27 protein-coding genes are annotated in these 25,824 nt (G+C 67.9%); 13 read left to right on the top strand and 14 right to left on the bottom strand.

The window, feature by feature from the left end; translation table 11 throughout:
- The first annotated feature begins 95 nt into the window (after positions 1–95).
- The 6 genes from mltG to ABL844_RS16680 all read left to right on the top strand — a co-directional run bounded on the left by mltG (position 96) and on the right by ABL844_RS16680 (position 4,763).
- Positions 96–1,118, top strand: a complete 1,023-nt coding sequence (gene mltG, locus ABL844_RS16705; protein ID WP_184637839.1) for an endolytic transglycosylase MltG — start codon at positions 96–98, stop codon at positions 1,116–1,118.
- Positions 1,115–1,771, top strand: a complete 657-nt coding sequence (gene tmk, locus ABL844_RS16700; RefSeq protein WP_418128245.1) for a dTMP kinase — start codon at positions 1,115–1,117, stop codon at positions 1,769–1,771. Before mltG ends, tmk begins: the two co-directional genes overlap by 4 nt.
- Positions 1,768–2,784, top strand: coding sequence for a DNA polymerase III subunit delta' (locus tag ABL844_RS16695; RefSeq protein WP_418128244.1), 1,017 nt, complete (start codon positions 1,768–1,770; stop codon positions 2,782–2,784). Before tmk ends, ABL844_RS16695 begins: the two co-directional genes overlap by 4 nt.
- Positions 2,781–3,167 carry a PilZ domain-containing protein gene (locus tag ABL844_RS16690; protein ID WP_126019960.1) on the top strand — a complete coding sequence of 129 codons (387 nt, stop codon included), beginning with the start codon at positions 2,781–2,783 and terminating at the stop codon, positions 3,165–3,167. Before ABL844_RS16695 ends, ABL844_RS16690 begins: the two co-directional genes overlap by 4 nt.
- Positions 3,168–3,279: 112 nt before the next feature.
- Entirely contained in the window at positions 3,280–4,086 is an 807-nt protein-coding gene (locus ABL844_RS16685; protein WP_418128243.1) for a TatD family hydrolase, read from the top strand.
- Positions 4,083–4,763: an ankyrin repeat domain-containing protein gene (locus ABL844_RS16680; RefSeq protein WP_418128242.1), complete on the top strand. Its 681-nt coding sequence runs from the start codon at positions 4,083–4,085 to the stop codon at positions 4,761–4,763. The genes ABL844_RS16685 and ABL844_RS16680 overlap by 4 nt, the downstream gene beginning before the upstream one ends.
- Before the next feature lie 181 nt (positions 4,764–4,944).
- Here ABL844_RS16680 and ABL844_RS16675 read toward each other — a convergent pair whose 3' ends face one another.
- Positions 4,945–5,583 (bottom strand): TetR/AcrR family transcriptional regulator, encoded by a 639-nt coding sequence (locus ABL844_RS16675; protein ID WP_418128241.1) that lies wholly within the window; start codon positions 5,581–5,583, stop codon positions 4,945–4,947.
- Between the two features lie 95 nt (positions 5,584–5,678).
- On the opposite strand from ABL844_RS16675, the gene ABL844_RS16670 reads away from it, so the two are divergent.
- Positions 5,679–6,572, top strand: a complete 894-nt coding sequence (locus ABL844_RS16670) for an NAD(P)/FAD-dependent oxidoreductase (protein WP_418121095.1) — start codon at positions 5,679–5,681, stop codon at positions 6,570–6,572.
- Between the two features lie 80 nt (positions 6,573–6,652).
- On the opposite strand, the gene ABL844_RS16665 is transcribed toward ABL844_RS16670, so the two are convergent.
- From ABL844_RS16665 to ABL844_RS16645, 5 genes are all read right to left on the bottom strand, one after another.
- On the bottom strand, positions 6,653–7,552 hold the full coding sequence (locus ABL844_RS16665; RefSeq protein WP_418121093.1) for a LysR substrate-binding domain-containing protein: 900 nt from the start codon (positions 7,550–7,552) through the stop codon (positions 6,653–6,655).
- A gap of 64 nt (positions 7,553–7,616) precedes the next feature.
- Entirely contained in the window at positions 7,617–8,423 is an 807-nt protein-coding gene (locus ABL844_RS16660; protein WP_418128240.1) for an oxidoreductase, read from the bottom strand.
- Positions 8,424–8,462: 39 nt separating this feature from the next.
- The gene (locus ABL844_RS16655) at positions 8,463–11,540 is read right to left on the bottom strand and encodes an efflux RND transporter permease subunit (RefSeq protein ID WP_418128239.1); all 3,078 of its coding nucleotides are present in this window, start codon (positions 11,538–11,540) and stop codon (positions 8,463–8,465) included.
- Positions 11,537–12,652 carry an efflux RND transporter periplasmic adaptor subunit gene (locus tag ABL844_RS16650; protein WP_418128238.1) on the bottom strand — a complete coding sequence of 372 codons (1,116 nt, stop codon included), beginning with the start codon at positions 12,650–12,652 and terminating at the stop codon, positions 11,537–11,539. Before ABL844_RS16650 ends, ABL844_RS16655 begins: the two co-directional genes overlap by 4 nt.
- A gap of 82 nt (positions 12,653–12,734) precedes the next feature.
- Positions 12,735–13,352, bottom strand: a complete 618-nt coding sequence (locus ABL844_RS16645; RefSeq protein ID WP_418131911.1) for a TetR/AcrR family transcriptional regulator — start codon at positions 13,350–13,352, stop codon at positions 12,735–12,737.
- 103 nt (positions 13,353–13,455) lie between these two features.
- Here ABL844_RS16645 and ABL844_RS16640 point away from each other — a divergent pair, with 103 nt between their 5' ends.
- Entirely contained in the window at positions 13,456–14,913 is a 1,458-nt protein-coding gene (locus tag ABL844_RS16640; protein ID WP_418128237.1) for an efflux transporter outer membrane subunit, read from the top strand.
- 65 nt (positions 14,914–14,978) lie between these two features.
- On the opposite strand, the gene ABL844_RS16635 is transcribed toward ABL844_RS16640, so the two are convergent.
- The 5 genes from ABL844_RS16635 to ABL844_RS16615 are packed head-to-tail and all read right to left on the bottom strand — an operon-like array spanning position 14,979 to position 17,884.
- Complete coding sequence (locus ABL844_RS16635) at positions 14,979–15,284, bottom strand: high-potential iron-sulfur protein (RefSeq protein WP_184637863.1); 306 nt, start codon at positions 15,282–15,284, stop codon at positions 14,979–14,981.
- The gene (locus tag ABL844_RS16630; RefSeq protein WP_184637865.1) at positions 15,281–15,436 is read right to left on the bottom strand and encodes a hypothetical protein; all 156 of its coding nucleotides are present in this window, start codon (positions 15,434–15,436) and stop codon (positions 15,281–15,283) included. Before ABL844_RS16630 ends, ABL844_RS16635 begins: the two co-directional genes overlap by 4 nt.
- A 39-nt stretch (positions 15,437–15,475) precedes the next feature.
- Positions 15,476–16,009 (bottom strand): NUDIX domain-containing protein, encoded by a 534-nt coding sequence (locus ABL844_RS16625; protein WP_418128236.1) that lies wholly within the window; start codon positions 16,007–16,009, stop codon positions 15,476–15,478.
- Positions 16,010–16,019: 10 nt separating this feature from the next.
- Positions 16,020–17,462: a trypsin-like peptidase domain-containing protein gene (locus tag ABL844_RS16620; protein ID WP_418128235.1), complete on the bottom strand. Its 1,443-nt coding sequence runs from the start codon at positions 17,460–17,462 to the stop codon at positions 16,020–16,022.
- A complete protein-coding gene (locus ABL844_RS16615) occupies positions 17,462–17,884 on the bottom strand; it encodes a universal stress protein (RefSeq protein WP_418128234.1) in 423 nt (140 codons plus the stop codon). The genes ABL844_RS16620 and ABL844_RS16615 overlap by 1 nt, the downstream gene beginning before the upstream one ends.
- A 137-nt stretch (positions 17,885–18,021) precedes the next feature.
- Here ABL844_RS16615 and ABL844_RS16610 point away from each other — a divergent pair, with 137 nt between their 5' ends.
- The 3 genes from ABL844_RS16610 (at position 18,022) to ABL844_RS16600 (ending at position 20,542) form a co-directional block, all read left to right on the top strand.
- On the top strand, positions 18,022–18,549 hold the full coding sequence (locus ABL844_RS16610; protein WP_418128233.1) for a flavodoxin family protein: 528 nt from the start codon (positions 18,022–18,024) through the stop codon (positions 18,547–18,549).
- Between the two features lie 19 nt (positions 18,550–18,568).
- Positions 18,569–20,092: a trypsin-like peptidase domain-containing protein gene (locus ABL844_RS16605; RefSeq protein WP_418128232.1), complete on the top strand. Its 1,524-nt coding sequence runs from the start codon at positions 18,569–18,571 to the stop codon at positions 20,090–20,092.
- A 75-nt stretch (positions 20,093–20,167) separates the two neighbouring features.
- Positions 20,168–20,542, top strand: coding sequence for a TraR/DksA family transcriptional regulator (locus ABL844_RS16600; protein WP_126019942.1), 375 nt, complete (start codon positions 20,168–20,170; stop codon positions 20,540–20,542).
- Positions 20,543–20,591: 49 nt separating this feature from the next.
- On the opposite strand, the gene ABL844_RS16595 is transcribed toward ABL844_RS16600, so the two are convergent.
- A complete protein-coding gene (locus ABL844_RS16595) occupies positions 20,592–21,053 on the bottom strand; it encodes a hypothetical protein (RefSeq protein WP_126019940.1) in 462 nt (153 codons plus the stop codon).
- 166 nt (positions 21,054–21,219) lie between these two features.
- Here ABL844_RS16595 and ABL844_RS16590 point away from each other — a divergent pair, with 166 nt between their 5' ends.
- Complete coding sequence (locus tag ABL844_RS16590; RefSeq protein ID WP_418128231.1) at positions 21,220–22,884, top strand: PHA/PHB synthase family protein; 1,665 nt, start codon at positions 21,220–21,222, stop codon at positions 22,882–22,884.
- Positions 22,885–22,923: 39 nt separating this feature from the next.
- Here ABL844_RS16590 and ABL844_RS16585 read toward each other — a convergent pair whose 3' ends face one another.
- Entirely contained in the window at positions 22,924–23,508 is a 585-nt protein-coding gene (locus tag ABL844_RS16585) for a hemerythrin domain-containing protein (protein ID WP_418128230.1), read from the bottom strand.
- 166 nt (positions 23,509–23,674) lie between these two features.
- Here ABL844_RS16585 and ABL844_RS16580 point away from each other — a divergent pair, with 166 nt between their 5' ends.
- Entirely contained in the window at positions 23,675–24,181 is a 507-nt protein-coding gene (locus tag ABL844_RS16580; RefSeq protein WP_418128229.1) for a universal stress protein, read from the top strand.
- A gap of 4 nt (positions 24,182–24,185) precedes the next feature.
- Here the strand turns inward: ABL844_RS16580 and ABL844_RS16575 are convergent, their stop codons facing one another.
- Positions 24,186–25,748 carry an AAA family ATPase gene (locus tag ABL844_RS16575; RefSeq protein ID WP_418128228.1) on the bottom strand — a complete coding sequence of 521 codons (1,563 nt, stop codon included), beginning with the start codon at positions 25,746–25,748 and terminating at the stop codon, positions 24,186–24,188.
- Positions 25,749–25,824 lie beyond the last annotated feature (76 nt).

The following is a 25,824-nucleotide window of genomic DNA, read 5'->3' as shown; positions in this document are numbered from 1 at the left end:
CCTTCGAGGCGGCAGGGGCTCCAGCCCTTCGGTTCGCAAGGGCACCGTTTTTTGATTGCCTCCGGCTTTTTCCCCGTCATCCCCACATCGGACTCGTGCGCAGTTTCTTCCTCACGCTCTTCCTGCTCGCCGCCCTGGCCGTGCTTGCGCTCGGCGGCGCCGGCCTTTGGTGGGTGCATCAGCCGCTCAAGCTGCCTGCGCCCAGCGTCGACCTGTCGGTCGAGCCCGGCACCACGCCGCGCGGCATTGCCCAGGCTGTGGCCGACACGGGCGTCGACGTGCAGCCGCAACTGCTCTACCTGTGGTTCCGCGTCTCGGGGCAAGACCGCCAGATGCGCGCCGGCAGCTACGAACTGGAGCGCGGCGTCACGCCCAAGCTGCTGCTCAACATCCTGGTGCGCGGCGAGGAAGCCACCCGCAGCGTGGTGCTGGTGGAAGGCTGGAACATCCGCCAGGTGCGCGCCGCGCTGGCCAAGGCCGATCAGCTCAAGCCCGAGAGCGTGGGCATGACCGACGAGGCGCTCATGGCCAAGCTGGGCAAGCCCGGCTTGCACCCGGAAGGGCGCTTCTTCCCGGACACATACACCTACTCGAAGGGCTCGACCGACATCGCCCTGCTGCAGCGCGCGATGCGGGCCATGGACAAGAAGCTGGAAGCTGCCTGGGCCGCCCGAGCCTCCGACTTGCCGCTGAAATCGGCCGATGAGGCGCTTATTCTGGCCAGCATTGTCGAAAAGGAGACAGGCAAGGCCAACGACCGCGCGGAAATCGCGGCCGTGTTCTCCAACCGCCTGCGCATCGGCATGCCGCTGCAGACCGACCCGACCGTCATCTACGGCATGGGCACCGCCTTCGACGGCAACCTGCGCAAGAAAGACCTCCAGACCGACACGCCCTGGAACACCTACACGCGCGGCGGCCTGCCGCCCACGCCGATTTCCATGCCCGGCAAGGCGGCGCTGCTGGCGGCGGTGCAGCCTGCGCAAAGCAAATCGCTGTATTTCGTGTCTCGCGGCGACGGCACCAGCCAGTTCAGCAGTTCGCTCGACGATCACAACCGCGCGGTCAACCGCTACCAGCGCGGCGGCGACACCAAACCGAAGGCGACGACCCAATGAGTGACCAAGGCTTGTTTCTGACGCTGGAAGGCATCGACGGCGCGGGCAAGTCGAGCCATCTCGACGCGCTGGAGGCGCTGTTCAAGGCGCAGGGCCGCACGGTCGTCCGCACGCGCGAGCCCGGCGGAACGCCATTGGCCGAAACGCTGCGCGGGCTGGTCCTCGAGAAGCCGATGGACCCGCTGACCGAATCGCTGCTGGTGTTCGCAGCCCGGCGCGACCACATCGCCCAGGTCATCGGCCCGGCGCTGGCGCGCGGCGATGTGGTGCTTTGCGACCGGTTCACCGATGCCACCTTCGCCTATCAGGGCGCGGGGCGCGGTTTCGACAACGCCGTGTTGTCGACTCTCGAGCAATGGGTCCAGGGGCAGGCGGGTGGCACGAAGCTGTTGCAGCCACGGATCACGCTGTGGTTCGACCTCGCTCCCGAGATCGCCGCACAGCGGCTGGCCGGTGCTCGCGTGCCCGACAAGTTCGAGGCGCAACCGGTCGAGTTCTTCCGCCGCGTTGCCCAGGGCTATGCGGATCGTGCAAGCGCCGACGCGCAGCGCTTCGTGCGCATCGATGCCAGCCAGACGCGCGAGCAGGTCTGGCTGCAGATCGAGTCCGAGCTGAGGGCGCATGGCGTGCTGGCCGGAGGTCGCGCCGGATGAGCGCCGAGGCACTGTCTCCCTGGCTGCGCCGGCCGCTGACCGAACTGCTGCGCCAGCGCGGCCACGCCTGGCTGCTGCAGGGCCCGTCGGGCATCGGCCAGTACGAGCTGGCGCTGGCACTGGCGTCCGCCTGGCTGTGCGAGCAGCCGACGGAGGAGGGCACCGCCTGCGGCAATTGCCCGAGCTGCCATGCCATCGAGGTGCGCACGCATGCCGACCTCTGCGTGCTGATGCCCGAGGTGGCGATGCAGGAGCTTGGCTGGCCGCTCGACGAAAAGGCGCAGGCGGACATCGACGACAAGAAGCGCAAGCCCAGCCGCGAGATCCGCGTGGAGGCGATGCGCGACGCGGTCGGCTTCGCCCAGCGCACCAGCGCGCGCGGCCGCGGCAAGGTGGTGCTGGTGTATCCGGCCGAGCGCATGAACACGATCACGGCCAATGCGCTGCTGAAGACGCTGGAGGAGCCCGTGGGCGACGTGCGCTTCGTGCTCGCCAGCGAGGCCGCGTGGCAGCTGCTGCCGACCATCCGCAGCCGCTGCCTGGGCTTCACGCTGCCATGGCCCGCAACCGCCGAGGCCGAGGCCTGGCTCGCCGCGCAGGACGTGCCCGCCGCCGACGCGGCCGCCTTGCTGCGCGCCGCCGGTGGCCGGCCCAGCGATGCACTGAAGCTCGCGCGCTCGGGACAGTCGCCCAAGGCCTGGGCACTACTGCCCAAGGCCATGGTGCGCGGCGACGTCGGCGCGCTGGCCGATCACGCGCCCGCGCAGGCTGTCGGCGCGCTGCAGAAGCTCTGCCATGACCTGATGGCCGTCGGCAACGGCGCCGCACCCCGTTTCTTCGAGGCCGCCGATCTGCCCACTGCACCGCCCCGGCTGGCGCTCGCGCGCTGGTCGAAGTCGCTCGCAAGCGCCGCGAGAACCGCGGAGCACCCGTTCAACGCCGGCCTCATGCTCGAAGCGCTTGTGAGCGAAGCGCGAACCACCCTAAACTCTGCCGCTCGTCGCCGACCATGAACCAACCTGCCGCATCCGCTGCACCCGCAGCATCCTCCACACCCGCCCGGCCGAGCGTCATCCAGCTCGCCATCAAGGAAAAGGGCGCGCTGTACGCGGCCTACATCCCGCTGTTCGCCGAGGGTGGCATCTTCATTCCGACCACGCGCGAATACCGGCTCGGCGACGACGTCTACGTGCTGCTGACGCTGCCCGAAGACCCGCAGCGCTACCCGGTGGCCGGCAAGGTCGCCTGGATCACGCCGCCGCGCGCCGCCGGCAACCGGGCGCCGGGCGTGGGTATCCGTTTTCCTTCCGACGAGAAGTCGCGCCAGCTGAAGGCGCGCATCGAGGCGGCACTCGGCGGTTCGATGGCCTCCGACCGCCCCACGCAAACCATCTGAGTTTTCCGCCCGTCCTCGTGACGCGGAACTCGATCGACGGCGCCTACCTCCCATACGAAACCCGGCAGTCCGGGCCAGACAAGGGGGTGCGCCTCGCATCCCACCATTTCCGATGTTCACAGACTCCCACTGCCACCTCACCTTTCCCGAATTCGCGGGCCAGATGCCGCAGATTCGCGCCGCCATGGCCGCGGCGCAGGTCGACCGGGCGCTTTGCATCTGCACCAAGCTCGAGGAATTCGACGAAGTGCAGGCCTTGGCCGCCAGCTACGACAACTTCTGGGCCAGCGTGGGCGTGCACCCCGACAACGAGGACATCGCCGAGCCCTCGATCGAAGATCTGGTTCGGCTTTCGCAGCGGCCGCGCGTGGTCGCCATCGGCGAGACCGGCCTCGACTACTACCAGATGGAAGAGCGCAAGGGCGGCCGCAGCATTTCCGACCTGGAATGGCAGCGCGACCGCTTCCGTGTGCACATCCGCGCCGCCCAGCAGACGCGCAAGCCGCTGATCATCCACACCCGCGAAGCCTCGGCGGACACGCTGGCGATCCTGAAGGAAGAGGGCGAAGACGGCTCGCCCGGCGCTGCCGGCGGCGTGTTCCATTGCTTCACCGAGACCGCCGAGGTGGCCCGCGCCGCGCTCGACCTGGGCTTCTACATCTCGTTCTCCGGCATCCTGACCTTCAAGAAAGCGCAGGACCTGCGCGACGTGGCCGCCTTCGTGCCGCTGGACCGCATGCTGATCGAGACCGACAGCCCGTACCTCGCGCCGGTGCCGTACCGCGGCAAGACCAACAACCCGTCTTACGTGCCCTATGTGGCGCAGCAGATCGCCGAACTCAGGCAGATGGCCGTAGAGGCCATCGCCAAGGCCACGAGCGACAATTTCGAAGCATTGTTCAGGGAAGTCAAATCATGAAAAACTACTTCAAGAAATCTATCTATCTTATTGTCATTGCTGCATCTTTTGCAGCGAACGCCGGTTCGTTCGAAGACTTCTTCCGCGCCGTTCGCGGCGACAACGCCAGCGGCGTCAGCAACCTGATCCAGCGCGGCTTCGACCCCAACACGCGCGACGAGCACGGCCAGACCGGCCTGCTGATCGCGCTGCGCGAGCCCTCGCCGAAGGTGATCAAGGTGCTGATCGAAGCGCCGCAGACCGACGTGGACATCGCCAGCCCGAAGGACGAAACCCCGCTGATGCTCGCTGCGATCAAGGGCCAGCAGGACGTGGTCGCCCAATTGCTCAAGCGCGACGCTGCCGTCAACAAGACCGGATGGACGCCGCTGCACTACGCGGCCACCAGCGGGCAGATCGCGATCATGAAGACGCTGCTCGAGAACTTCGCCTTCATCGACGCGCAATCGCCCAACGGCACCACGCCGCTGATGATGGCCGCCATGTACGGCTCCAACGATGCCGTGAAGCTGCTGCTTGAAGAGGGCGCCGACACGACCATGAAGAACCAACTGGGCATGACCGCCGTCGACTTCGCCAACAAGGCAAACCGCTCGGAAGCCGCCTCGATGATCGCCGCGGCCGCCAATGCGAAAGCCAGCGCGGCCAAGGCCGTTCCCAAGGACGGCAAGTGGTGAACTTGGTTCTTCCTCGGCGCTGCTGCTGGTGAGTCGTGCAGTGGATGCCGCCGCATGCGGCGATGGCCGGTTGAGCTAGCTCCCCGCGCGGGATATTCACACAATGTGCGTTATGTTAAATAAGGCGCGCATGAGGCAACCAGGATTTCTGCCCCATTGCCGGCAAGCTACCCGGTAGAGCCTACGCGCCGTAGGCCGTCATGAAGACCCGAACAGCCTCTTGCAGAAGAGCCTGGTTCTCCCGGGTATCCGGCATCTCGAGCTTCAGCATTCCGCGGATGTGGCCGGAGCCCAGGAACATCGACAGGAACAGGTCCGCTGCCTGGAGCGGATTCCGCACCTTCAGCGTGCCCGCCGAGCTGGCAAGAAGCAGATATGCAGCCAGTTCGTCCATCACACGCTCCGGACCCTCCTTGTACAGCGCGCGACAGACTTCCGGTTGCGCCCCCGCGACGCCATAGACGGCGCGCAACGCGCCCAGGGCGTCCCCGCGCGCCAGCGCGAGAAACCGCTCCCCAATCACCAGCAGCACCTTCTCCGGCTGGTTCGGGTCCAGCGCCCCGGCCCCGGGGAAGCCAGCCATCACGGCTACCGTCCTGTCGCGCACGACCGCCTCGAACAGCCCCTCCTTGGAGCCGAAGTTGCTGTACACGGTCATCTTGGAGACGCCCGCGTCGGCAGCGATGGCATCCACGCTGGCGCGCTCCAGACCATGCCGATCGAAGTGCGTCTGCGCCGCCTCCAGGATGCGCCGGCTGCGCTCAGGATCGCGCGGCCGCCCGCGTTGAGGCTTCGGAGCAGGAATTGGAGATCGGGTCATGGGCATATTTATTGGACTTGACAGTCTACTATATGTGTTCCACATTGCTGTACTTGAAAGTCCAGTAATAACCACCCCACACGGAACCCATCACCATGAATGACGTCATCATCATTGGCGGCAGCTTTGCCGGCCTCGCCGCGGCCCTGCAGCTCGGCCGTGCCCGCCGCAAGGTCACCGTTCTCGATACCGGCCTGCCGCGCAATCGCTTCGCCGGCCATTCGCATGGCCTGCTCGGCCATGATCACAAGCCACCGCTGGACATCCTCGCCGAGGCGCGGCAGCAGCTGGCGCGGTATCCCGCGATCAAGCTGGTCAATGCACAGGCCGACAACGTCTCCGGCGTCATCGACGATTTCTCCGTTCTCACTGACGATGGCGAAAGCCTCGGAGCGCGCCGCGTGATCCTGAGCTACGGCGTCGCCGACCAGATGCCAGACGTCCCAGGCTTCGCCGAAAGCTGGGGCACGTCCATCGTGCCCTGCCCCTATTGCGACGGCTTCGAAGTCGCCGACCGGCACTGGGGCCACGTCTGGTCCGGCCCGCAGTCGCACAATCAGGCCAGGCTGTTCCGCGATTGGACCGACAAGTTGACCGTCTTCGCTGACGGTCGCGACATTGCGCCCGATATCCGGGCCGATCTGGTGAATCGCAACATCGCTGTCGTCGACGGCCGGATCATCGATATCGCCCATCACAAGGGCCGCATTGCCACAGTCAATCTCGATAGCGGCCGCAATGTCGCGGTCGACGTCCTGTTCGCCAGCCCGCGCAACAAGCCGTCCGCAAGCCTGCATGAAGCATTGGGCCTCGCCACGGCCGATACGCCCACCGGCATCGTGCTGAAGGTCGACGAGCGCCGCCAGACCAGCGTGCCCGGCATCTACGCCGCCGGCGACCTCGCCACGCCCTTCCTGCCCTCGGTCACCCAGGCATCGTCGCAGGGTGCGATGGCGGGCATCTTCGCCCAGCAATCGATGCTGGCTTGAACTCTTGAGGCGCTCGTCCGCGGAACGTGAACCTCACCCATGAAACGCCATGAAGGCGGCACCGGGCACTGCGTTCAAGCTCAACGGAGGGTCTTGCCGGCCTTGATCCGACTTTCGAGGAAATCGAGGAACGCCCGGTGAACCGCGGTGCTGTGGCGTCTTTGCAGGTAGACGGCTGAAAGCCACATGTCACTGCGCACGAAATCCGACAGCGCGGGAACCAGCCGGCCGCTGTCGAGATAGGGCTTCAGCATGACCGTCGGCAAGTACAGCACGCCAGCGCCTTGCAGTGCGGCCTGGATGAGCGGGCTGGCCTCGGTGGCATCCAGCCGGCCACGCACCGCGATCTCCAACGGTTCGCCGTCGACCTGGAAGCGCCACTTGGACGATGGATTCAGGTGGGTACTGATCAACGCATCGTGGTTGGCGAGTTCGCTGGGGTGGGAGGGGACTCCTCTGCTTTTCCAGTACATCGGGGCCGCGCACACGGTCAAACCCATCAGAAGCAACTTGCGAACGATCAGGTTTTCGTTCGCGATCGGCCCAAAGCGCAACGCAATGTCGACCCCCTCCTCTGCCAGGTCGACAAGGCGATTGGTCAGCAAGAGACTGATGCTGGCATCGGGGTAGTGACCCAGGAAGGTGTTGAAGAGCGCCGGCAACTCGGTCTGGTCGATGCCGTGGGGCGCGGAAATGCGCAAACGGCCGCTCGGAGTCAACGCGCGATCCTGCAGTTCTGCACGGGTTGCTTCCACCAACTCCAGCATGGGCTTGCTCCGCTCGAGCAAGAGCACGCCGGCATCCGTGAGGCTGACGGCGTGGCTGTTCCTGTTCAGCAGTCGCACACCGAAGCGCCCCTCGAGCTTCGCGACGTACTTGCTCACGGTGGCTCTGGACAGTTCGAGGTGCTTCGCGGCGCGCGAGAAGCTGCCCGACACTGCGACTTCGTTGAAGGTTCGCAAGAGTTCCAAGCTGTCCAAGGCCTCTCCTTCCTTGCAAGACGGTGCCAGACACCGGCCAGGCCGGCTCCGGCGGGTCGATGTATCAGGCGAGACCGAGCTTTTTTCTCAAGCTCGCGTCGACCGGGCCCGCGGGCATGAAGCGGCGAAGCTTCGCCAGGACCGAGGCCTCGCCGGGCGGCGTGCAACGCATGCGCCAGGGACCGAGCGCCGCTTCCACGATGGTGTTGGCCACGCCCTGCGGCGGCGGCGCGTTGTTGACGCTGTCGGCCACCGCGCGCTCGACCAGGCCGCGTTCGCGGTCGTAGTCCGCGATCGGCGCCTTGGCACGCGGCGCATTGATGTCGAGGTTGGTCCGGGTGAACGCCGGCTGCACCAGCGTCACGCGAACGCCGAACTGGCGCACCTCGTGGTCCAGCGACTCCGAGAGGCCCTCGAGCGCATGCTTGGCGGCCGCATACATGCCCATGTAGGGCGCCGGCATCACGCCGAACAGCGAGCTCACATTGACGATGCGCCCGCGATGCTGCTTGCGCATGGAGGGGAGCACGGCGCGCGTGACGCGCAGCACGCCGAAGACATTGGTGTCGAACAGCGCCGCGGCTTCTGCCGTCGCCGTCTCTTCGACCGCGCCGAGCATCATCATTCCCGCGTTGTTGACCAGCACATCGATGCGCAGGCCCTGCTCGATGATGGAGTCGATGCCGGCCTGCACCGACTCCTCCTCCCGGACGTCCATTTCGACGAACTCCACACCGGGCACCACGGGCGCCTTGCGCAGGTCGCGCACGGTGCCGAACACCCGGCAGCCGCGCGCGACGAAGATTTCCGCGGCAACGCGCCCGATGCCCGATGACGCGCCGGTCACGACGACAACCGATGAACTCGACATGATGTTTTCCTTCGATCTGAACAAGTGGTGAAAGCGTTGTCAGTGCGCAGCGGCTGCGGCGTCGCCGGGCCTGATCCTGAACCAGATGGAGTACATCGCCGGCAGGAACACCAGCGTCAGGACCGTGCCCGCGAGGGTGCCGCCGATCAGCGTGTACGCGAGCGCCCCCCAGAACACGGAATGGGTCAGCGGGATGAACGCCAGGATCGCCGCCAGCGCGGTAAGGATCACCGGTCGCGCACGCTGCACGGTGGCCTCGACGACCGCGTGGAACGGATCGAGCCCGTCCTGCTGGTTGTGGTGGATCTGGCCGATCAGGATCAGCGTGTTGCGCATCAGGATGCCCGAGAGCGCCACGAGGCCGACCAGCGCATTGATGCCGAAGGGCTGCTGGAAGACAAGCAGCGTCGGCACCACGCCGATCAGCCCCAACGGGCTCGTCAGGAAGACCATGACCATCGCGGAGATCGAACGCACCTGGAAGATGATGATCAGCAGCGTGGCCGCCAGCATGATGGGGAACAGCGGCAGCATGGCCCTGGTCGCCTTGCCCGATTCCTCGATGGAGCCGGCCTCGTCGATACGGTAGCCGGGGGGCAGCTTGTCCATGACCGGGCGCAACTGAGCGGTGATGGCCGTCGACACATCGGGCGGCTGCAGGCCGTCGGCGATGTCGCCGTGCACGGTGATCGTCGGCACGCGGTCGCGCCGGCGCATGACGGGTTCCTCCATGCGCACCTCAACTTCGCCCACCTGCGACAACGGAATGCGTTGCCCGTTGGCACCCGACAGCGTGAAGTCGGCGATCCTCGACGCGTCGAGGCGACTGGCGCCGGCCGAGCGCGCCACCACCTGCACCGTGCGGATGTCCTCGCGCACGGCGGTGACGGGCACACCGCTCAGGAAGAACTGCAACTGCTGCGCCACCGCGCTGGAACTCAGCCCCACGGCCTGCAGGCGGTCCTGGTGCAGGGTGAAGTGCAGCGTGGGCGTGCGCGTACCCCAGTCGGTGTTGACCGTGCGCATCATCGGACTTGCATCCATCACCTGCTGTACCTGCGCCGCGATGTCGCGCAGCTTGTCGGGGTCCGGGCCCGTGACGCGGTAGGCGACGGGGAACGGCGAATACGGGCCGAACACCAACTGGGTGACGCGCACGCGCGCTTCGGAGGCCAGGCCGCCAGCGATGGCCTCTCGCAGCCGGTGCTTCAAGGCCTCGCGCTCTTCCTGGCTGTCGGTGCGCACCACGATCTTGGAGAACGACGGATCGGGCAGCTCGGGGCCCATCGCGAAGAAGAAGCGCGGCGCGCCCTGCCCGATATAGGACGTGACGATGTGGGCCTCCTTCTGTCCGGCCAACCACGCCTCCACCTTCGCCGTGGCCTCGCTGGTGCGAGTGATCGAGGTGCCATAGGGCATCTGCACCTCTACCAGGACTTCGGGCCGGTCCGAGATCGGGAAGAACTGTTTTTTGACAAGGCCCATGCCGAGGACCGCCGCCACCAGAAGGCCGACCACCGCACCGGCCACCGCCCATTTGCGTGCGATGACGCGGCCGAGCATCCCGCGCAGCCGGTTGTAGCGCGGCGTGCCGTAGATCGCGGTATGGCCGCCCTCGATCTTCTTGAAATCGGGCAGCAACTTGACACCGAGATAGGGCGTGAAGACCACCGCGACCACCCAGGACGCGATCAGCGCGATGCCGACGATCCAGAACATGTTGCTGGTGTATTCCCCTGCGCTTGATGGCGCGAAGCCGTTGGGCATGAAGCCGACGGCCGTGACCAGCGTGCCCGAAAGCATCGGCGCGGCCGTGTGGCTCCAGGCATAGGCGGAGGCGGCGACGCGGCTGTAGCCCTCCTCCATCTTCACCACCATCATCTCGATGGCGATGATCGCGTCGTCCACCAGCAGGCCCAGCGCGAGGATCAGGGAGCCGAGCGTGATGCGATCGAAGTCCTTGCCCGTAGCAGCCATCACCACGAAGACGATCGCCAGCGTCAGCGGCACTGCGGCGGCGACGACGAGGCCTGCGCGCCAGCCCATGCTCAGGAAGCTCACGAGCATGACCACCAGCAGCGCGGCGAAGAACTTGACCATGAACTCATCGACCGCGGCGCTGATGTTGACGGCCTGGTCCGTGACCTTGGTCAGGCTCATGCCCAGCGGCTGCTCGGCATTGATCGCTCCCACCTCGCGCTCCAGCGCCTTGCCCAGGTCGAGCCCGTTCCAGCCTTCCCGCATGACCACCCCCAGCAGCAGGGCCGGCTCGCCGCCGTTGCGGATCATGAAGCTCGCCGGGTCTTCATAGCCCCGCTTGACCTCGGCGATGTCCGACAGCTTCAGGGTGCGGCCTTGCGAGGTGACCGGCGTGTCGCGGATCTTGCGCAGCTCGTCGAACGGCCCGTCCAGGCGGATGAACACCTGGGGGCCCTTCGTTTCCACGGATCCCGCCGGCGTCAGGGCATTCTGGCCGTTGAGCGCCGCGAAGACGTCCTGCGCACTGACGCCCAGGGTCGCCAGGCGCTCGTGCGAGAACTCGACATAGATGCGCTCGGACTGCTCACCGGCGATGTTGACCTTCTTCACGCCCGGCACATGCAGCAGGCGCTGGCGCAGCGTCTCGGCGTCGCGCACCAGCAGGCGCTGCGCCTCGCCCTTCGCCTTGAGGGCGTACAGCGCGAAGGTGACGTCCGCGTACTCGTCATTGAGCATCGGTCCGATCACGCCCACAGGCAGGTTGCCCGCCTCGTCGCCGACCTTCTTGCGGGCCTGGTAGAACTGCTCCTGCACCTGCGAAGGCGGTGTGCTGTCGAGCAGGGTCAGCGTCGTGAAGGCCAGGCCGGGCCGGGTGTAGGTCTCGGCGCGGTCGTAGTAGCGCAGTTCCTGCAGCCGCTTCTCGAGCTTCTCGGCAACCTGGTCCTGCATTTCCTGCGCGGTCGCGCCGGGCCACGCGGTGACGATGGTCATCACCTTGATGGTGAAGGCCGGGTCTTCCGCCCGGCCCAGCTTGAAGAACGAAACCAGGCCCGCCAACGAGATCAGGCAGATCAGGAACAAGGTGACCGAGCGCTCGCGCACCGCGAGCGCCGAGAGGTTGAAGCGGCCTGCGCTCACGGGCGGACTCCGCGCGCCGCGGTGGCGCCCGCCTGGTCGGCCACCCGTACCTGCTCGCCCTCGCGCAGCAGATGCGCCCCGAGCGCGACGATCCGGTCGCCCTGCTGGAGAGACCCGGTAACGCGCGCGCCATCGTCATCCAGGCGTTCGACCACGACCGGCCGCCAGTTGACCCTGGCCGGCTCGCCACTGACGAGCCACACCCCCGGCCCCTTGCCGGCGTCGAAGAGCGCGCCGATAGGTACCTGCAGTCCTCCCGACGCGGAGGGAAGGCCCTGAGGAATCCGGATGGTGACCGTCGCACCCAACGGCGCATCGGCGAGCTCACCCCTGAGGACATAGCGCGCCTCGAAGGTGCGCGTCTGCCGGTCCGCGGCCTCCGAGAGCTGCCGCAGCGTGGTCGCCACGCTCACGCCCTCCCTGCCGAAGAGCGTGGCCTGCCCCACGGACCCGACCGCGGGGCGCAGGGTTTCCGGCAACTGGACCACGGCTTCGCGCGGGCCGGCGCGGGCCACACGGACCACCGTCTGACCAGCGCTCACGACCTGACCGGGCTCGGCCAGCGTTTCCATGACCACCCCGTCGCCGTCGGCCACGAGTTCGGCATAGCCGCTCGCATTGCGCGCGACATCAGCCTGGGCCTCGGCCGCGCTGACCTGGGCCTTGGCCGCGTCCGCGGCCGCCTTGACCTGGTCGTAGGCCGATGCCGAGATCGCACCGGTGCCGCGCAGATCGCGGTAGCGGGCCTCGTCCTGCGCTGCTTGCTGCAAGCGCGCCCGTGCCGCGGCGACTGCCTCCTGCTGCGCATGGGCCGCAAGCTTCAGGTCGATGGGGTCGATGCGCATGAGCACCTGGCCGCGCCTGACGCCCTGCCCTGTGTCCACCAGCCGCTGCAGGACCTTGCCCGAGACCCGGAAGGCCAGGTCGCTCTGGATCCGGGCGGCTACGGTGCCCGTGAACGCACGCGACGCGGCGCCGGCGCCTTCGACGACCGCGACGCGAACCTGCGGCGCCTGGGTTCGAGGGTCGGGAGGCGCCTTCTCGCCGCAGGCGACCAGCGCGAGCGGCAATGCACAGGTGACGATGGAGATAGCAAGGCGGCGCCAAGGCATGAGAGTCCCGGTATCGAAATGATCAGGACCCGCATTCTGATACCTGTGACCAATTCAGTCAACAGTCACAGACAAATCGGCTTCACGGAGACAGGCTGCGCAGCACCAGGCTGGACAGTTGGACGGGCGCTTCAGCCGTGTGGTCGAAGCTGTACTGCAGCAGCAGCGGATTGATGTAGGGGTGCATGACGAGGTAGATGGCCGAGACTGCCTCATCGATCGGCGTCTTGCGCTCGAACTCCCCCGTCTCCCGGCCTTCGCGCAGGATGTCCTGAAGCAATTGCCGGATGTGCGCTTCGTGCGCAAACGCCACCTGCCAGCGCTCGGTGGCGGCGGAGCTCGCGATTTCGTAGAGCTTGCGATCCTCGGAGAACAGACGAAGGCTCGCCTCGACCACCGACTTGAACATCCGGCGCAGCTTCTCCGCAGGACGATCTGCCCCCTCGACCGCAGCCCGTACCTCGGCGTGGATCTCGCTCAGGCAGTTTGCGCAGATCATTTCGCCGATGGCCTGCTTGGACTCGAAGAACTTGTAGATGTACGCCTTGGAAAAGCCGATGGCTTTGGCGAGATCGGAAACGGTCGTCTTTTCATACCCGTACCGGCTGAAGTGCTCGGTCGCCGCGGCAACGATCTGGTCGCGCACGTCATGGTCGACCGGCCCGCGCGCCACGCCGGCAGAGGAGATTTCTTTGCTCATGCCTGACAGCTTACCGCGCGCCGAATGATTGAACAACGAGTGACCATTTTGATATATAGTCACAGCCCAATCGACGTTTCCTCTCCCGCTCAGGAAGAACACCATGCTCCAGCGCATCCTTGTTCCGCTCATTGCGACCGGCCTTCTTGCAGGTTGCGCGGTCGGCCCCGACTACGCACGGCCCGACATGGCGATGCCGCAGCAGTACCTGGGCCGGCAGGGCCTCGAGCAACGGACCGCCGCGGGCAGCGCCGATCTCCGCGCCTGGTGGACCGGCTTCGGCGATCCACAGCTGGTTGGGTTCGTCACGCTCGCGCTTGCGCAGAACCTCGATCTCGCCCAGGCATCCGCGCGCGTCGCGCAGGCGCGTGCTGCGTTGGGCGCGGCGAATGCCGCCCTGCTGCCTTCGGGTAACGTCAGCGCACAGGCAGCCCGGGCCTACCAGTCCGTTGAAACGCCGCTGGGACAGGTGCTGAACTCGAGGCCTGGCCTCGACCGCTACGGCAGCGCCTACGAAGCCAATCTGGGTGCGAGCTGGGAAGTGGACCTGTTCGGAGGCTTGCGCCGCGGACGTGAAGCGGCGCTCGCCGAATACCAGGCCTCGGAGGCCTCGGCCGTCGCCACGCGGTTGGCAGTGGCGGCCCAGACCGCCGATATCTACATCAGCATCCGCGGCCTTCAGACGCGCCTCGGCGTGGCGCGCCGGCAGGTGCAGACGCAGCAGCAGCTGCTGTCCACGGTCAACCTTCTCTACGGCAAGGGGCTGGCCGCCGAACTCCAGGTGCGGCAGGCCGAAGGTGCTCTGGCCCAGGTCCAGGCCTCCGTCCCGGTACTGGAGGCGGGCCTGGACACAGCGATGAACGCGCTGGATGTGATGCTGGGCGCCTCGCCGGGCACGCACCGGGCCGAATTGGCCGAGGCCGGCGCCATTCCCGTCGCGCCGCAGATCCATGACTCGGGCACACCAGGCGACCTGCTCAGGCGACGCCCCGACCTGATTGCGGCCGAGCGCCGTCTCGCCGCGTCGAACGCCCGCATCGGCGTGGCTGTCGCCGAGTACTACCCCAAGCTGTCCCTGAGCGGCATGCTGGGCAGCGCGACGTCCGTGGCGAGCGGCAATCTCTTCACCGGCGGCGCCAGCCAGGCGGCTGCAGTGCTGGGCCTGCGCTGGCGCCTCTTCGATTTCGGCCGCATCAATGCACAGATCGATCTCGCCAAGGGCCGGGACGCGGAACTGCTCGGCGCATATCGGCTGGCCGTGCTGCGCGCCACCGAGGATGTCGAGAACGCACTCTCGGCCCTCGCCAAGCGCGAAGAGCAAGCCAGCACGCTGGCCCGGGGCGTGGACTCGCTGGGCCGCGCGCGCAGCGCTTCCTTTGCGGCCTACCAGCAGGGCGTGGTGAGCCTGATCGAAGTACTGCAGGCCGACGACAGCCTGCTGCGCGCCTCCGATGCGAAAGCCCAGGCGCAGACCGAAGCGGCACGCGCCGCGGTCACGGCCTTCAAGGCGCTGGGTGGCGGCTGGGAGCCCAACGAGAGCCGCGCGATCGCAAGTCGATAGCCGCGCTTGGCCGGCCTCGTCTCATTCGCACGCGCCATGCGCCTGAAGCTGGCGAAATCGGTCCGCTAGACCTTCCTGGCCCAAGCACTACACCAGCCTTTGGCGTTGACTTGCTTGCCGGCAAACAGTGCGCAGTTGCCTTGCGCATCCGTCGGCTTGGATTGCCAAAGCGCACAGCCGTTGCACAGCTGCGCGTTGTCATGCTTCGGGAACTTCTTCACGTCGGCCTTCGCCGAGTCGGCTACATAGCTCAAGGCCACGGCCTGCGGGTCTTTTTCATCGAGCCGAGCCTGTGCGAAAGAGCCGGTGGCGGTAACGGCCGCCCCCGTTGCGGCAAGCGTGAGCATGAAAGTTCTGCGGTTGGACTTCATCGTGAGTCTTTCGTTGTGTGCGAGATGGTTTCCAGGCCGTTCGGCGAAGAATTCCGTTCATTCAAACCCGCCAGCACGAGGACACCAGTTGCCAGCAGCGTTGCGATGCAGAACCCCAGGATTTGCAGGGCTGCGTTCAAGGTGATGTTCATGGAGCGACCTCGTGATGGTTTTTCGGGAACGGCCTGCGGTCATTCTTGAGCGGCCGGCTGCGCGCGGCTTTGCGCAGGATCAACTGCGCGAAAGCCGTGCGGCCCGGGTGCAACATCGACCGGCCCCACTTCGTAGAGCAATTGCCCGTGGATGGCTGCCAGTGACAACGCCTGCGTCAGCACCGCGGCAAGGCTGGGCGCACAGAGCCGGGGCAACTGCTCGAAGGTGGCCCAGCGGAACGCGTCCATCTCGGGACGCCGCCGTCCATGGCGGTCGGTGTAGAAGCTGGAACACACGCAGCTCTTCGCCTCGAAGGGCCGCACCAGCGCCGCGAAGAGCCGGAGATCCTTGTCCTTGCGATAGGGGAAGCGCCCCAGTTCCCGCAGTTGCTCCGGTGACAGGCGGAGACCGCATTCCTCGGCCGCCTCGCGCGCAGCCGCTTGCGCGCCCTCCTCCTGCCCTTCGGCGGCGCCCTTGGGAATGTCCCAGTAGCGGCTGTCGCTCGCGTGGCACAGCAGCAACTGCCCTGCCATGTCAAACACCAGAACGCCGCAGCTGCTCGTCTTTTCCATCGCGAAAGCCTCAGGGCACAGGCGCGGCCGCCTCGCTTGCGTGCCGCGCCACCGGAGCGCGCGCGGCACTGCGCGGGAGGATCGGCACATAGCTTCGAGCCGAGCCACGCACGACGAGCAGCGCAACCGTGTCGCTCTCCGCGACGGAGCGGATCACCGTGTCGAAGTCCGCCAGGCTGGCCACCTCCACGTCGTTGACCGCGATCAGCATGTCGCCGTATCGCAGCCCCGCCATCTGGGCCGAACCGGAGACCGATTGCACATACAGCCCCGGGGACGGCAGGCTGATGCCCAGCACACCCTTGCGCTCGATGAGTTCGAGCCCGAAGCGCGTTTCCTGCTGCGCGGCGGCGCGCGTGGCCGTACGGGGCGAGGCATCGGGCGGGTTCTCGACCACGCCCACCTGCACCGTCAACGGCGTCTTGTGGCGCCAGATCTTCAGCGCGATCCGGCTGCCCGCGCGGGCAGCGGCCACGCGATTCTGTATGTCGGCGTAGCTCATCGCGGTGTCGCCTCCGGCGGCCAGCACCACGTCGCCGCTGCGAAGCCCCGCCTGCGCGGCCGGGCTGTCCGGGTCTACCCGCACGATCAGCGCTCCCTGAGTGGAGGCAAGGCCGAAGGCCGGTGCCAGCTCGGCCGTCAGGGGCTGGGTGCGGGCGCCGAGGTGCCCTCGCCTCACGTGCCCGGTCGCGCGGAGTTCATCCGCGACACGCATCGCGGTATCGATGGGCAGGCTGAACGACATGCCGAAATATCCGCCGCCGGGCGAATAGATCATCGAGTTCATTCCCACCACCTCGCCCCGTTCGTCGAACAGCGGCCCGCCCGAGTTTCCTGGGTTGAGCGCCACGTCGCTCTGGATCAGCGGCACGCCGCTTCCTCCAGGCATGTAGCGCGGATTGGCGCTCACCACGCCGGCAGTCACGCTGCGCTCGAAGCCGAACGGCGCGCCCATGGCGGCAACGCGCTCGCCGGGGCACAGCTCGCTGCCGCGGCGCGGAACGACGACCGGCAGGCCCGAAGCCGCGACCTTCAGCAGCGCGACATCGCTGAGGCGGTCGGTTCCCACCACTTCGGCGTCGAAGCGGCGCTGTTCGGCGGTGACGATGGAGATCGCCCGGGCGCCGGTCACCGCATGGGCGCTGGTCAGGATGTATCCGTCGCTGCCGATGATGAAGCCCGAGGCGAAGCCACGCGCCCACGCCCGATCCCATGGCATGGAGGGTCGCACGTCGCCGATGGCGGGCCGGTCGCCGCTGCCTTCCGTGACCATGATGCTCACCACCGCGGGCGACTGCCGCGCGGCGGCGGCCGCGAAGTCGACGGCCTGCGATGCCGGCTGGCCCCGCTCCAGGCAGGAGCGCGCCTGCGGCCACGCATTCGTTCCGCCCGCGAGCGCGAATGCGCCGAGGGCCAGTGCGGCCACGCCTTGCGCGAAGGCGGTGGTTTTCATCAGCGCACCAGCAGTACCGGCACCGTGCACGCGGCCAGGACCTTGTTGGCCACCGAGCCCAGCACCAGGTTCGTCAGGGCACCATGGCCCCTCGAGCCCATGATCACCAGGTCGAACTTCCCCTTCTGCGCAAACGCGGCGATCTCCTCGGCAGGATGTCCGATGCGGTGTTCGAAGCGCGCCTCGATGCCGTTCCTGGCCAGCAGGCCGCGCACAGGTTCGAGCACCATCCGCGCATCGTCCTCGTAGTAGCCGTGCACGATCTCCGGCCCCGCGAAAGCCGCGGCGCGATGCGGCACGGGCAGTACCACGTGGAAGACGGTGAAGTCGTGGCCCGCGCCCGACCATTCCTTGTGCGCGGTTAGGTAGGACAGCATGCGGTCCGTGTAGTCGCTGCCGTCGACGGCAAGCAGGATTTTCATGATGGTTCCTTCAGCCGGGGAGCTCCCCCGATGCAAGGATGGTCGCCGCGCGCACCGCACCGGCCCTTGATGCAGCGCAAGGCATCGGGCCCGCCCGCTGCCTACATTGGGTTTCCATGAACGCAGCAGAGGCAAGCATGAACAACGTCCTGGTGATCGTCTATTCCTACACGGGCACTTCCCGCCGCGTCGCGGAGCTGCTGTGCAGCCAGCAGAACTGGCAGCTCGCGAACATCATCGAGACGCGGCCTCGCGCGGGCGACCTGGGCAGCCTGCGCTGCATGATCGATTCCCTGCTGCGCCGCGAGCCAGCCATTCGCTACGACGGCCCGCCGCCGGGCGACTTCGACGCCGTGGTGCTGGTGTCGCCGATCTGGATGCTGCAGCTCGCCGGCCCCATGCGCAGCTTCGTCGCACGCCAGCGCGCCCGGCTTCCCGATGTCGCCGTGCTCTCGGTGATGGGCGGACAGGGAGCGCCGAACGCGGCCGCCGAGATCGCAAGGATTCTCGGCCGCGCGCCCATCCTGAGTTCCTCGGTCACGATGCGCGAGGTGGACGACGGCAGCTGCGCGGCGCGGCTGCAGGCCTTCGGCAACGCCGTGCGCGAAGCGGAGGGCCCACAGGCCGTGGTGCGCCCCGTGACGCTGTCGCCGCAATCGAGCTGAAGCCCGGCGCCGGATCGACGTGAACACGCCTTCCGTTCGCGCGAATACGCTGCCGCGCGCCGCCCGGCTCGCCTGGGCGCTTGCGGCCGGCACCACGTTGCTGTGCGCCTGCGCGGCGCCGATATCCGCGCCCGTGCCTGTGCCTGCGCCTGAGCCCGCGTCTCCTGCTCCCGCCGCCGCGCAGGCCGTCCCGCCACGCCCCGAAATGGCGGCAGGTACGGGCGACTTCTCGTCGCTGGTCGCCAGCCGCAGCAGGTCGGTGGTCGACATCAGCACCCTGCGCATCGGGCGCGACCTGAACCCGGAAGACATCGAACTCGAGATCGCACCCGAGCACGATTTCGCCGACCGCCTGGCCTGGCCCCTGCCCGCGAGCGCGCGCATCAGCCAGATCCGCGACCTCGCTTCGGGCCTGATCATCCGCAGTGACGGCCTGATCCTCACCAGCGCGCACGTCGTCACCAACATCGACGAAGTGCAGGTCCGGCTGGACGACGGCCGCCGCTTCACGGCGCGCGTGGCCGGCGTGGACCGGCGCACCGACGTCGCGCTGCTGAAGATCGATGCGACCGGCCTGCCGGTGGCCGTCATCGGCGATTCCTCGGCGCTCGCGCCCGGCGACTGGGTGGCCGCGATCAGCTCGCCCTTCGGCTTCCACGGCAGCGTGACGGCCGGCGTGGTGAGCGCGGTCGGGCGCGTCATGGCGGGCGCGGGCGAGATCCCGTTCATCCAGACCGACGTCGCGATCAACCCGGGCAGCTCGGGCAGCCCCCTGTTCAACAGCCGCGCTGAAGTGGTGGGCATCAACTCGATGATCTACAGCGGCAGCGGCGGGTACATGGGCCTGTCCTTCGCCGTGCCGATCAACCTGTCGATGCGCATCGCAGGCGAACTGCAGGAGCATGGCAGCGTGCGCCGGGCCTACCTGGGCGCCGAGTTCCAGGAAATGACACCCGCGTTGGCGCAGTCCTTCGGGCTGCAGGCCGCGACCGGTGCCCTGGTGGTCCGCGTCGAGCCCGGCAGTCCGGCGCAAGCGGCCGGCCTCGCGCAGGGCGACGCCCTGCTAGCGCTCGACGGAAAGCCCGTCGAGCGCTTCGCCGACCTTCCGCAACGGATCACCCAGCGCCCGCCCGGCAGCCGGGTACAGCTGGAGGTGTGGCGGCACGGCGCGCCTCAGGTACTGCGGGCGACGCTGGCCGTACAGCCGGCCGCTGCCGGTACATCCTTCACGGCCGCGCCCCTCGAATGGAACGACGGCCTGGGCCTGAGCGTGGGAGAGATCTCATCCGCCCAGCGGTTGCAGCTGAACATCGACAGCGGCCTGATGGTGCGCGAGGCCGGCGGCCTCGCCCGCAGCGAAGGCATCCGCGCGGGCGACGTGGTCGTGGCGGTGAACACGACGAAGCTCTATCGCGTCGAGGACCTCGGGCAGGCCCTCGCCCGCATAGCGGCCGGAAACACGGTCGCGTTGCTGGTCATGCGCGACCGCCGGCTCGCCTACGTGGCGGTGCGCATTCCAGCCTCGCGCCGAGGCCGCTCATGACCACCTGCGACCGCCAAAGCGGGGGTGCAGAGAGTTCATCCGCAGTTCATCCATCTCAATCAAGGACAAACGACCATGAAACACCTCGATGCCACCGACCGCCGCGCCCTGCACCGGCAGCTCGAGTCGATGAAGCGGCAGGTTCTCGACGAACTCCGCGCCTCGGCCCCCAGTGCCGAACTCCTGTCCGCCGGGGACGCGCGCGATGTGACGACCCATGCCGACGAAGCCGAAGCGGAGCGTGCGGCTGACGTGCGCCTGGCCGAAATCGAGATCGACCGCAACAGGCTCGATGAGATCGACCAGGCGCTCGCACGCCTGTCGGACGGCCGCTACGGCGTCTGCGCGGACTGCCGCGCCGAGATCTCGCGTGCCCGGCTGTTCGCGCAGCCCACGGCCATCCGCTGCGCCGCCTGCCAGTCGGTGGTCGAGGCGCACCGGCGCCGTTGAAAGCCAGTGGCAGGCCGCGTCGATTGGAGCCCTTCAGCCCCGAGGCTCTTCACTGGTGGCCGCCAGCGCGGCGGACCTTGGCTGCCTTCTTCGCCTTCCGGCCCTTGGCCTTGCGCCCGGACGACGGCTTCGCATCCTTGACCTGCTGGCGATTCGCGCGGTGCAGCAGCGTCTTCTCGACATTCCCGGTCGCTGCCTCGTCACGCGCGTAGCTCACGACCCGATACACCGAACGATCGGCCGCGCCGCTGCCCATGTTGCAAATCACTGTGTCGCTGCCGCCCTCGCTCACGAACTCGGGCGCCTCCTGCTCGAGCCAGTCGTGGTTCTCGATGGTTGTTTCGATCCGGCATTCGCCTGGCACCACGATGCCCAGCCTGTGCAGGAAATCGCGCGGCCGTCCCAGGTATGCCCGGAACTCGGCGGGCGTGCATTGCCAGAAGTGCGCGTTGAAGGGTTCGTCCCGGATCACCTTGGACCGGGCGGAGAAATCGACGATCTTGGCTGGCATGTTCGGCTCCGATGGATTGAAAGGGGTTGAAGGGACAAGGCGTCGAAAGCGTAAGAGCGCCGCTTCGGCAAGACCTTGACGCCGCGCAAGGGCAAGCGGCGCGCGAGGCAGCAGACTTCGGCGCGCGACACCCGTAAACCCCGCCGTCTTCACGGAAGGACCTGAAGTGACCCGCGAGCACAACGAATTCGACCGCCTGCTGCACGCTACCTGGGGGCGGTTCGGCGGCGGCATGTCGCCAGCGGCGCTGATGCTGGCGTGGTCGGACTGGGCCCTTCACTTCGCGAGCCAGCCCGGTCGCGGCGCCGGCCTGGCGCTGCACCAGGCCCTGCCCTGCGCCGATCCGCGGGCGCATGACCCGCGGCTGACAACGGACGACTGGGCGGCCTGGCCCTTCTGCGTGTACCGCGACGCCTTCGAGGCCGGCGGACAGCGGCTGCTAGAACTGGTCCGCGACGTTCCCGGCGTGGACCGGCACCACGGGCAGCTTGTCGCCTTCACCATGCGGCAATGGCTCGAGATGGTTTCGCCCGCCAACTTCCCCGCGACCAATCCGCAGGTTCAGAAGAAGACCGCAGCCACTGGCGGCATGAACCTGCTCACCGGTGCCGCCCAGGGAGCGGAGGCCATCTTCCGCGGCGCCCTCGGTGCGCCTGCGGTCGGCGCCGAGGCTTTCAGGCCAGGGCACGAGGTGGCGCTCACGCCGGGCAAGGTCATCATGCGCAACGAGCTCGTCGAGCTCATCCAGTACGCGCCTTCGACGCCGACGGTGCATGCCGAGCCGGTGCTGGTCATCAGCGCCTGGATCATGAAGTACTACGTGCTGGATCTCTCCCCGCACAACTCGCTGATCCGCTACCTGGTCGGCCAGGGCCACACGGTGTTCGCCGTTTCCTGGAAGAACCCCGGCGCCTGCGACGCCGGCTTCGGCATGGACGACTACCTGCGGCTGGGCATCCGCGCCAGCCTCGACGCCGTCGAGGCCGTGCTGCCCGGGCGCCGCGTGCATGCGGTCGGCTACTGCCTCGGGGGTACGCTGATGGCCATCGCGGCGGCGGCGATGGCGCGCGACCGTGACGACCGCCTCGCCTCGCTCTCGCTGCTGGCCGCGCAGACCGACTTCACCGAGCCCGGAGAGATCGGCCTGTTCATCGACGAAAGCCAGCTCGCCTTCCTCGAGGACATCATGGCGTACCAGGGCTTCCTGGGCGCGGCCCAGATGGCGGCGGCCTTCCAATCGTTGCGGCCCGGCGAGCTGGTCTGGGCACCGCTGGTGCGGACCTGGCTGCTCGGCGAGCGCCCCGCGCTGAACGACCTGATGGCATGGAACGCGGACGGCACGCGCATGCCCTATCGCATGCACGCCGACTACCTGCGCAGCCTCTTCCTCGACAACGCACTGGCCGAGGGCCACTACCTCGTCGACGGACGGCCGGTTTCGCTGGGCGATATCGACGTGCCGGTGTTCCTGCTCGGCACGCGGACGGACCATGTGGCGCCCTGGCGCTCCGTCTACAAGTTCAGCTTGCTGTGCGACGTTGACGTGAGCTTCGTGCTCACCGAAGGCGGCCACAACGCGGGCATCGTGAGCGAGCCCTGGCACGCGCACCGCGGCTACCGCATGTTGCGCCGGCGCAGGCATGGCGCATACGTCGCGCCCGACGAGTTCCTCGACGCTTCGGGCGAAGTGGAGGGGTCGTGGTGGCCAGCGTTCCAGCAATGGCTCGCGGCGCATTCGGGGCCCAGGCGCCGCCCGCCCGCCATGGGCGCCCCGCGGCGCGGGCTGGCTCCGCTTTGCGAAGCGCCCGGCACCTACGTGCTGATGCGCTGAGCGGGAGGCGGGAGAAAGCAATAAAAGGGAGAGCCGGCCCTACAGCGCCGGCCCCAGCCCGATGGGTGCGGGAACGATGTTGACGATGCGTGTGAAGAGCGCGTTGTATTCGAGATCGGGCACGTGCCCGGTCATCGGGTCGCGGTTCTCCGAGAAGGCGTCGTCCAGGTCGCGCCAGTCGTCCTCGGTCAGCACCCGCTCGGCCAGCGGCAGGATCTCGCGCTCCTCCAGCGCCATGTGGTCGAGATAGAAATCGACGTACTCGCCGACGGTTCTTTCGAATTCCTCGCGTCGCGGCTCGCCGAGCATCTCGAAGGCCAGCAGCGCGTGCTCCACGTTGCGGATCCGGCGTTCGCCCTTGGCATGGTCGCTGTCGAGCCTGTCCAGCAGCTCGCGCGAGATCGGCGTGCGGGCACGCAGCCTGGGAAACAGCAACTCCGTCTCCTTGCGGTGGTGGCGCTTCTCGGGGAATTCGTCCACGTAGAAAAGCATGGCCCTGAGCGTCGCGAAGTCGGGCAGCGTGCCCTTCTTGCGGTGCTGCTCGAGCAGCATGACGATGGACCGAAGCATGGCGGCGAGCGCGGCGTGCTCCTGGCGGATGATGCGGACGGTGGCGTGGGGCATGAGAGTCTTCCTGTGCATGCCCCGAGGGTCGCGCTTTCGCCGCGCGCGGGCTTGTTCCAGATCAAGGCCGCTCCTGCCGGGGAGCTGAGCGTTTGATCGATATCAAGCCGTCCGAGGCGCCCGTCCGGATACTGGTCCGACTCTTTCAACCCTCCGGAGTCGAGCCATGTACCAACGCATTCTTGTTCCCATCGACGGCAGTTCCACTTCCAGCCGCGGGCTGGACGAGGCCATCCAATTGGCCAGGCTCTCCGGCGGACGCCTGCGCCTGGCGCACGTGATCGACGAACTGTCGTTCGCGCTGGCCATGGATGCCTACGCCGGCTATGCCGGCAACTGGCTGGAGGAACTGCGCGCCAACGCGCATAAGCTGCTCGCGAACGGGTGCGCCAGGGCCGCCAAGGACGGCGTCGAGGCCGACAGCGTGCTGCTCGACAGCTTCAAGGGCAGCGTCCACGACCAGGTCATCGCCGCCGCGCAGGCGTGGAAGGCGGAGCTGATCGTCATCGGCACCCATGGCCGCCGTGGGCTCGGCCGCTGGGTCATGGGCAGCAGCGCGGAGCACATCCTGCGCATGTCGCCCGTTCCGGTGCTGCTGGTGCGCGCGCCCGAGAGCGCGAAGACCGAGCACGAACGCTTCACCCTGCCCAGCGGAGGGCTTGCCAGCCAGTGAGGATTCAGCAGCGCTCGAAGCCCGCCGAGCGCCACCGCGCCCGCAGCTGCTCGATGTCGACGGTGGCTTCGGTCGATACCTCGATGGCGGCCCTGCGCTCGTCCGCATCCAGCGGTTCGTGCGTGGCCAGCTGGCGCTCCAGCACTGCCAGCCCGGCTTCCGATGCATCCGTGCCCGCCGCGTCGCGCTCGGCCACGCGGCGGCGCAGCGTGGCCGGCGCGGCGCTGCAGTCCAGTATCGAGAAAGGCACGCGCAGTTCCGTGGCCAGTGCCTCGAAGCCGTGCCGCTCGGCGCGCCGCAGGAAGGCCGCATCCACGATCACCGGGTAGCCCGCCAGCAGGGCATCGCGGGCGCAGGCGCGCAGCTTCTCGAAGGTCCGGCGGGTCGCCTCCGCGCCGTAGATGTCCAGGCCGGCGGCGGCGGAGCGCTCCAGCGGAGCAAGGCCGAACAGGCGCTTGCGCTCCACGTCGGAGCGCACGCGCACGGCGCCGGCGGCGCACAGCAGCTGCAGGGCGACGCTGGACTTTCCGGAGCCCGAGAGGCCGTGCGCGATCATCAGCCGCGCTCCCTGCGCGCCCTCTTCCGGCTGCACCAGCAGCCGCCGCGCGCTTGCCAGGTAGTCCGGCCCCTTCTTCTTCCCGTCCCGATCGCCCGGTGCCATGCCCGAGGCCATGGCGCGCACCAGGGCCCTGTAGACCTCGTAGAAGCGCAGCACCTGCAGCCCCGCGTAGTCGCCGCTGTGCTGCAGCCAGCCATCGAGGAAGCGGAACGCGAGCTCGCCATGGCCGTGCGCCTTCAGGTCCATGGTGAGGAAGGCGACGTCGCTCATGACGTCGATCCAGCGCAGGGCCGGATCGAACTCGATGCAGTCGAAGGGCGTGAGCGCGCCGTCGACCAGCACGACGTTGGCCAGGTGCAGGTCGCCATGGCATTCGCGCACGGCACCGGCCTGCTGGCGGGCGATCCAGGCCATGCGCAGTGCCTGCCCCTGCTCCTCGATCCACGCGCCGATCACGGCGAGCGAGGCTGCATGGTCGGCCTCGCCCTCTTTCAGTTGGGCACGCAGCGAGGCCAGCACGTCGTTCGCCGCGCGGACGACCGCGTCGGGCGCGCCGAAGCCGGAAACCGGCGCCGCGCGCCGCGCCTCTCCATGCAGGCCGGCCAGCCGCTTCGCGAAGCCGTCGAGCAGCCGGGGCTCCAGCGCGTTCGACACCAGCAGATTGCGCAGCAGCGCGGATTCGGCAAAACGCCGCATGCGCACCACGTGGTCGACCGGCGTGCCGCCACCGCCGATATGGGGTGACTCGCGCGTGCCGCAGACCGGCGCCACGTCGATGTAGAGCGTCGGTGCGAAGCGCCGGTTCAGGCGCAGCTCTTCCTCGCAGAAGTGCCTGCGCGACTCGACGCTGCCGAAGTCGAGGAACGGCAGCCGCACCGGCTTCTTGAGCTTCAAGGCCTGCGTCGGAGTCAGCAGCACCCAGGAGATGTGCGTCTCGACCAGCACCACGGGTTGCCCGGTCTCTTGCTGCAGCTGCGCGCGCAAGGCGTCGATCAGTGTGGTGTCCATGGTGCGGGTTCGGGTCGAAGCCCGAAATGAATGACGGGAATGCCGGTGCCGCAAGCGACGCAGGCACCCGCAGCGC

It is taken from the genome of Variovorax sp. 278MFTsu5.1 (assembly GCF_048305045.1).
In the GTDB taxonomy this organism is placed as follows: domain Bacteria; phylum Pseudomonadota; class Gammaproteobacteria; order Burkholderiales; family Burkholderiaceae_C; genus Variovorax; species Variovorax guangxiensis.
The sequence above is the reverse complement of the archived record's forward strand: the minus strand, read 5'-3'. Positions and strand labels throughout refer to the sequence as shown.

Bases quoted from the DNA above. Each gene is read 5' to 3' on its own strand.
- tmk (WP_418128245.1), top strand. From the start codon at position 1,115: ATGAGTGACCAAGGCTTGTTTCTGACGCTGGAAGGCATCGACGGCGCG.
- ABL844_RS16695 (WP_418128244.1), top strand. From the start codon at position 1,768: ATGAGCGCCGAGGCACTGTCTCCCTGGCTGCGCCGGCCGCTGACCGAA.
- ABL844_RS16690 (WP_126019960.1), top strand. From the start codon at position 2,781: ATGAACCAACCTGCCGCATCCGCTGCACCCGCAGCATCCTCCACACCC.
- ABL844_RS16685 (WP_418128243.1), top strand. From the start codon at position 3,280: ATGTTCACAGACTCCCACTGCCACCTCACCTTTCCCGAATTCGCGGGC.
- ABL844_RS16680 (WP_418128242.1), top strand. From the start codon at position 4,083: ATGAAAAACTACTTCAAGAAATCTATCTATCTTATTGTCATTGCTGCA.
- ABL844_RS16675 (WP_418128241.1), bottom strand. From the start codon at position 5,583: ATGACCCGATCTCCAATTCCTGCTCCGAAGCCTCAACGCGGGCGGCCG.
- ABL844_RS16670 (WP_418121095.1), top strand. From the start codon at position 5,679: ATGAATGACGTCATCATCATTGGCGGCAGCTTTGCCGGCCTCGCCGCG.
- ABL844_RS16660 (WP_418128240.1), bottom strand. From the start codon at position 8,423: ATGTCGAGTTCATCGGTTGTCGTCGTGACCGGCGCGTCATCGGGCATC.
- ABL844_RS16650 (WP_418128238.1), bottom strand. From the start codon at position 12,652: ATGCCTTGGCGCCGCCTTGCTATCTCCATCGTCACCTGTGCATTGCCG.
- ABL844_RS16645 (WP_418131911.1), bottom strand. From the start codon at position 13,352: ATGAGCAAAGAAATCTCCTCTGCCGGCGTGGCGCGCGGGCCGGTCGAC.
- ABL844_RS16640 (WP_418128237.1), top strand. From the start codon at position 13,456: ATGCTCCAGCGCATCCTTGTTCCGCTCATTGCGACCGGCCTTCTTGCA.
- ABL844_RS16635 (WP_184637863.1), bottom strand. From the start codon at position 15,284: ATGAAGTCCAACCGCAGAACTTTCATGCTCACGCTTGCCGCAACGGGG.
- ABL844_RS16630 (WP_184637865.1), bottom strand. From the start codon at position 15,436: ATGAACATCACCTTGAACGCAGCCCTGCAAATCCTGGGGTTCTGCATC.
- ABL844_RS16625 (WP_418128236.1), bottom strand. From the start codon at position 16,009: ATGGAAAAGACGAGCAGCTGCGGCGTTCTGGTGTTTGACATGGCAGGG.
- ABL844_RS16620 (WP_418128235.1), bottom strand. From the start codon at position 17,462: ATGAAAACCACCGCCTTCGCGCAAGGCGTGGCCGCACTGGCCCTCGGC.
- ABL844_RS16615 (WP_418128234.1), bottom strand. From the start codon at position 17,884: ATGAAAATCCTGCTTGCCGTCGACGGCAGCGACTACACGGACCGCATG.
- ABL844_RS16610 (WP_418128233.1), top strand. From the start codon at position 18,022: ATGAACAACGTCCTGGTGATCGTCTATTCCTACACGGGCACTTCCCGC.
- ABL844_RS16600 (WP_126019942.1), top strand. From the start codon at position 20,168: ATGAAACACCTCGATGCCACCGACCGCCGCGCCCTGCACCGGCAGCTC.
- ABL844_RS16595 (WP_126019940.1), bottom strand. From the start codon at position 21,053: ATGCCAGCCAAGATCGTCGATTTCTCCGCCCGGTCCAAGGTGATCCGG.
- ABL844_RS16585 (WP_418128230.1), bottom strand. From the start codon at position 23,508: ATGCCCCACGCCACCGTCCGCATCATCCGCCAGGAGCACGCCGCGCTC.
- ABL844_RS16580 (WP_418128229.1), top strand. From the start codon at position 23,675: ATGTACCAACGCATTCTTGTTCCCATCGACGGCAGTTCCACTTCCAGC.
- ABL844_RS16575 (WP_418128228.1), bottom strand. From the start codon at position 25,748: ATGGACACCACACTGATCGACGCCTTGCGCGCGCAGCTGCAGCAAGAG.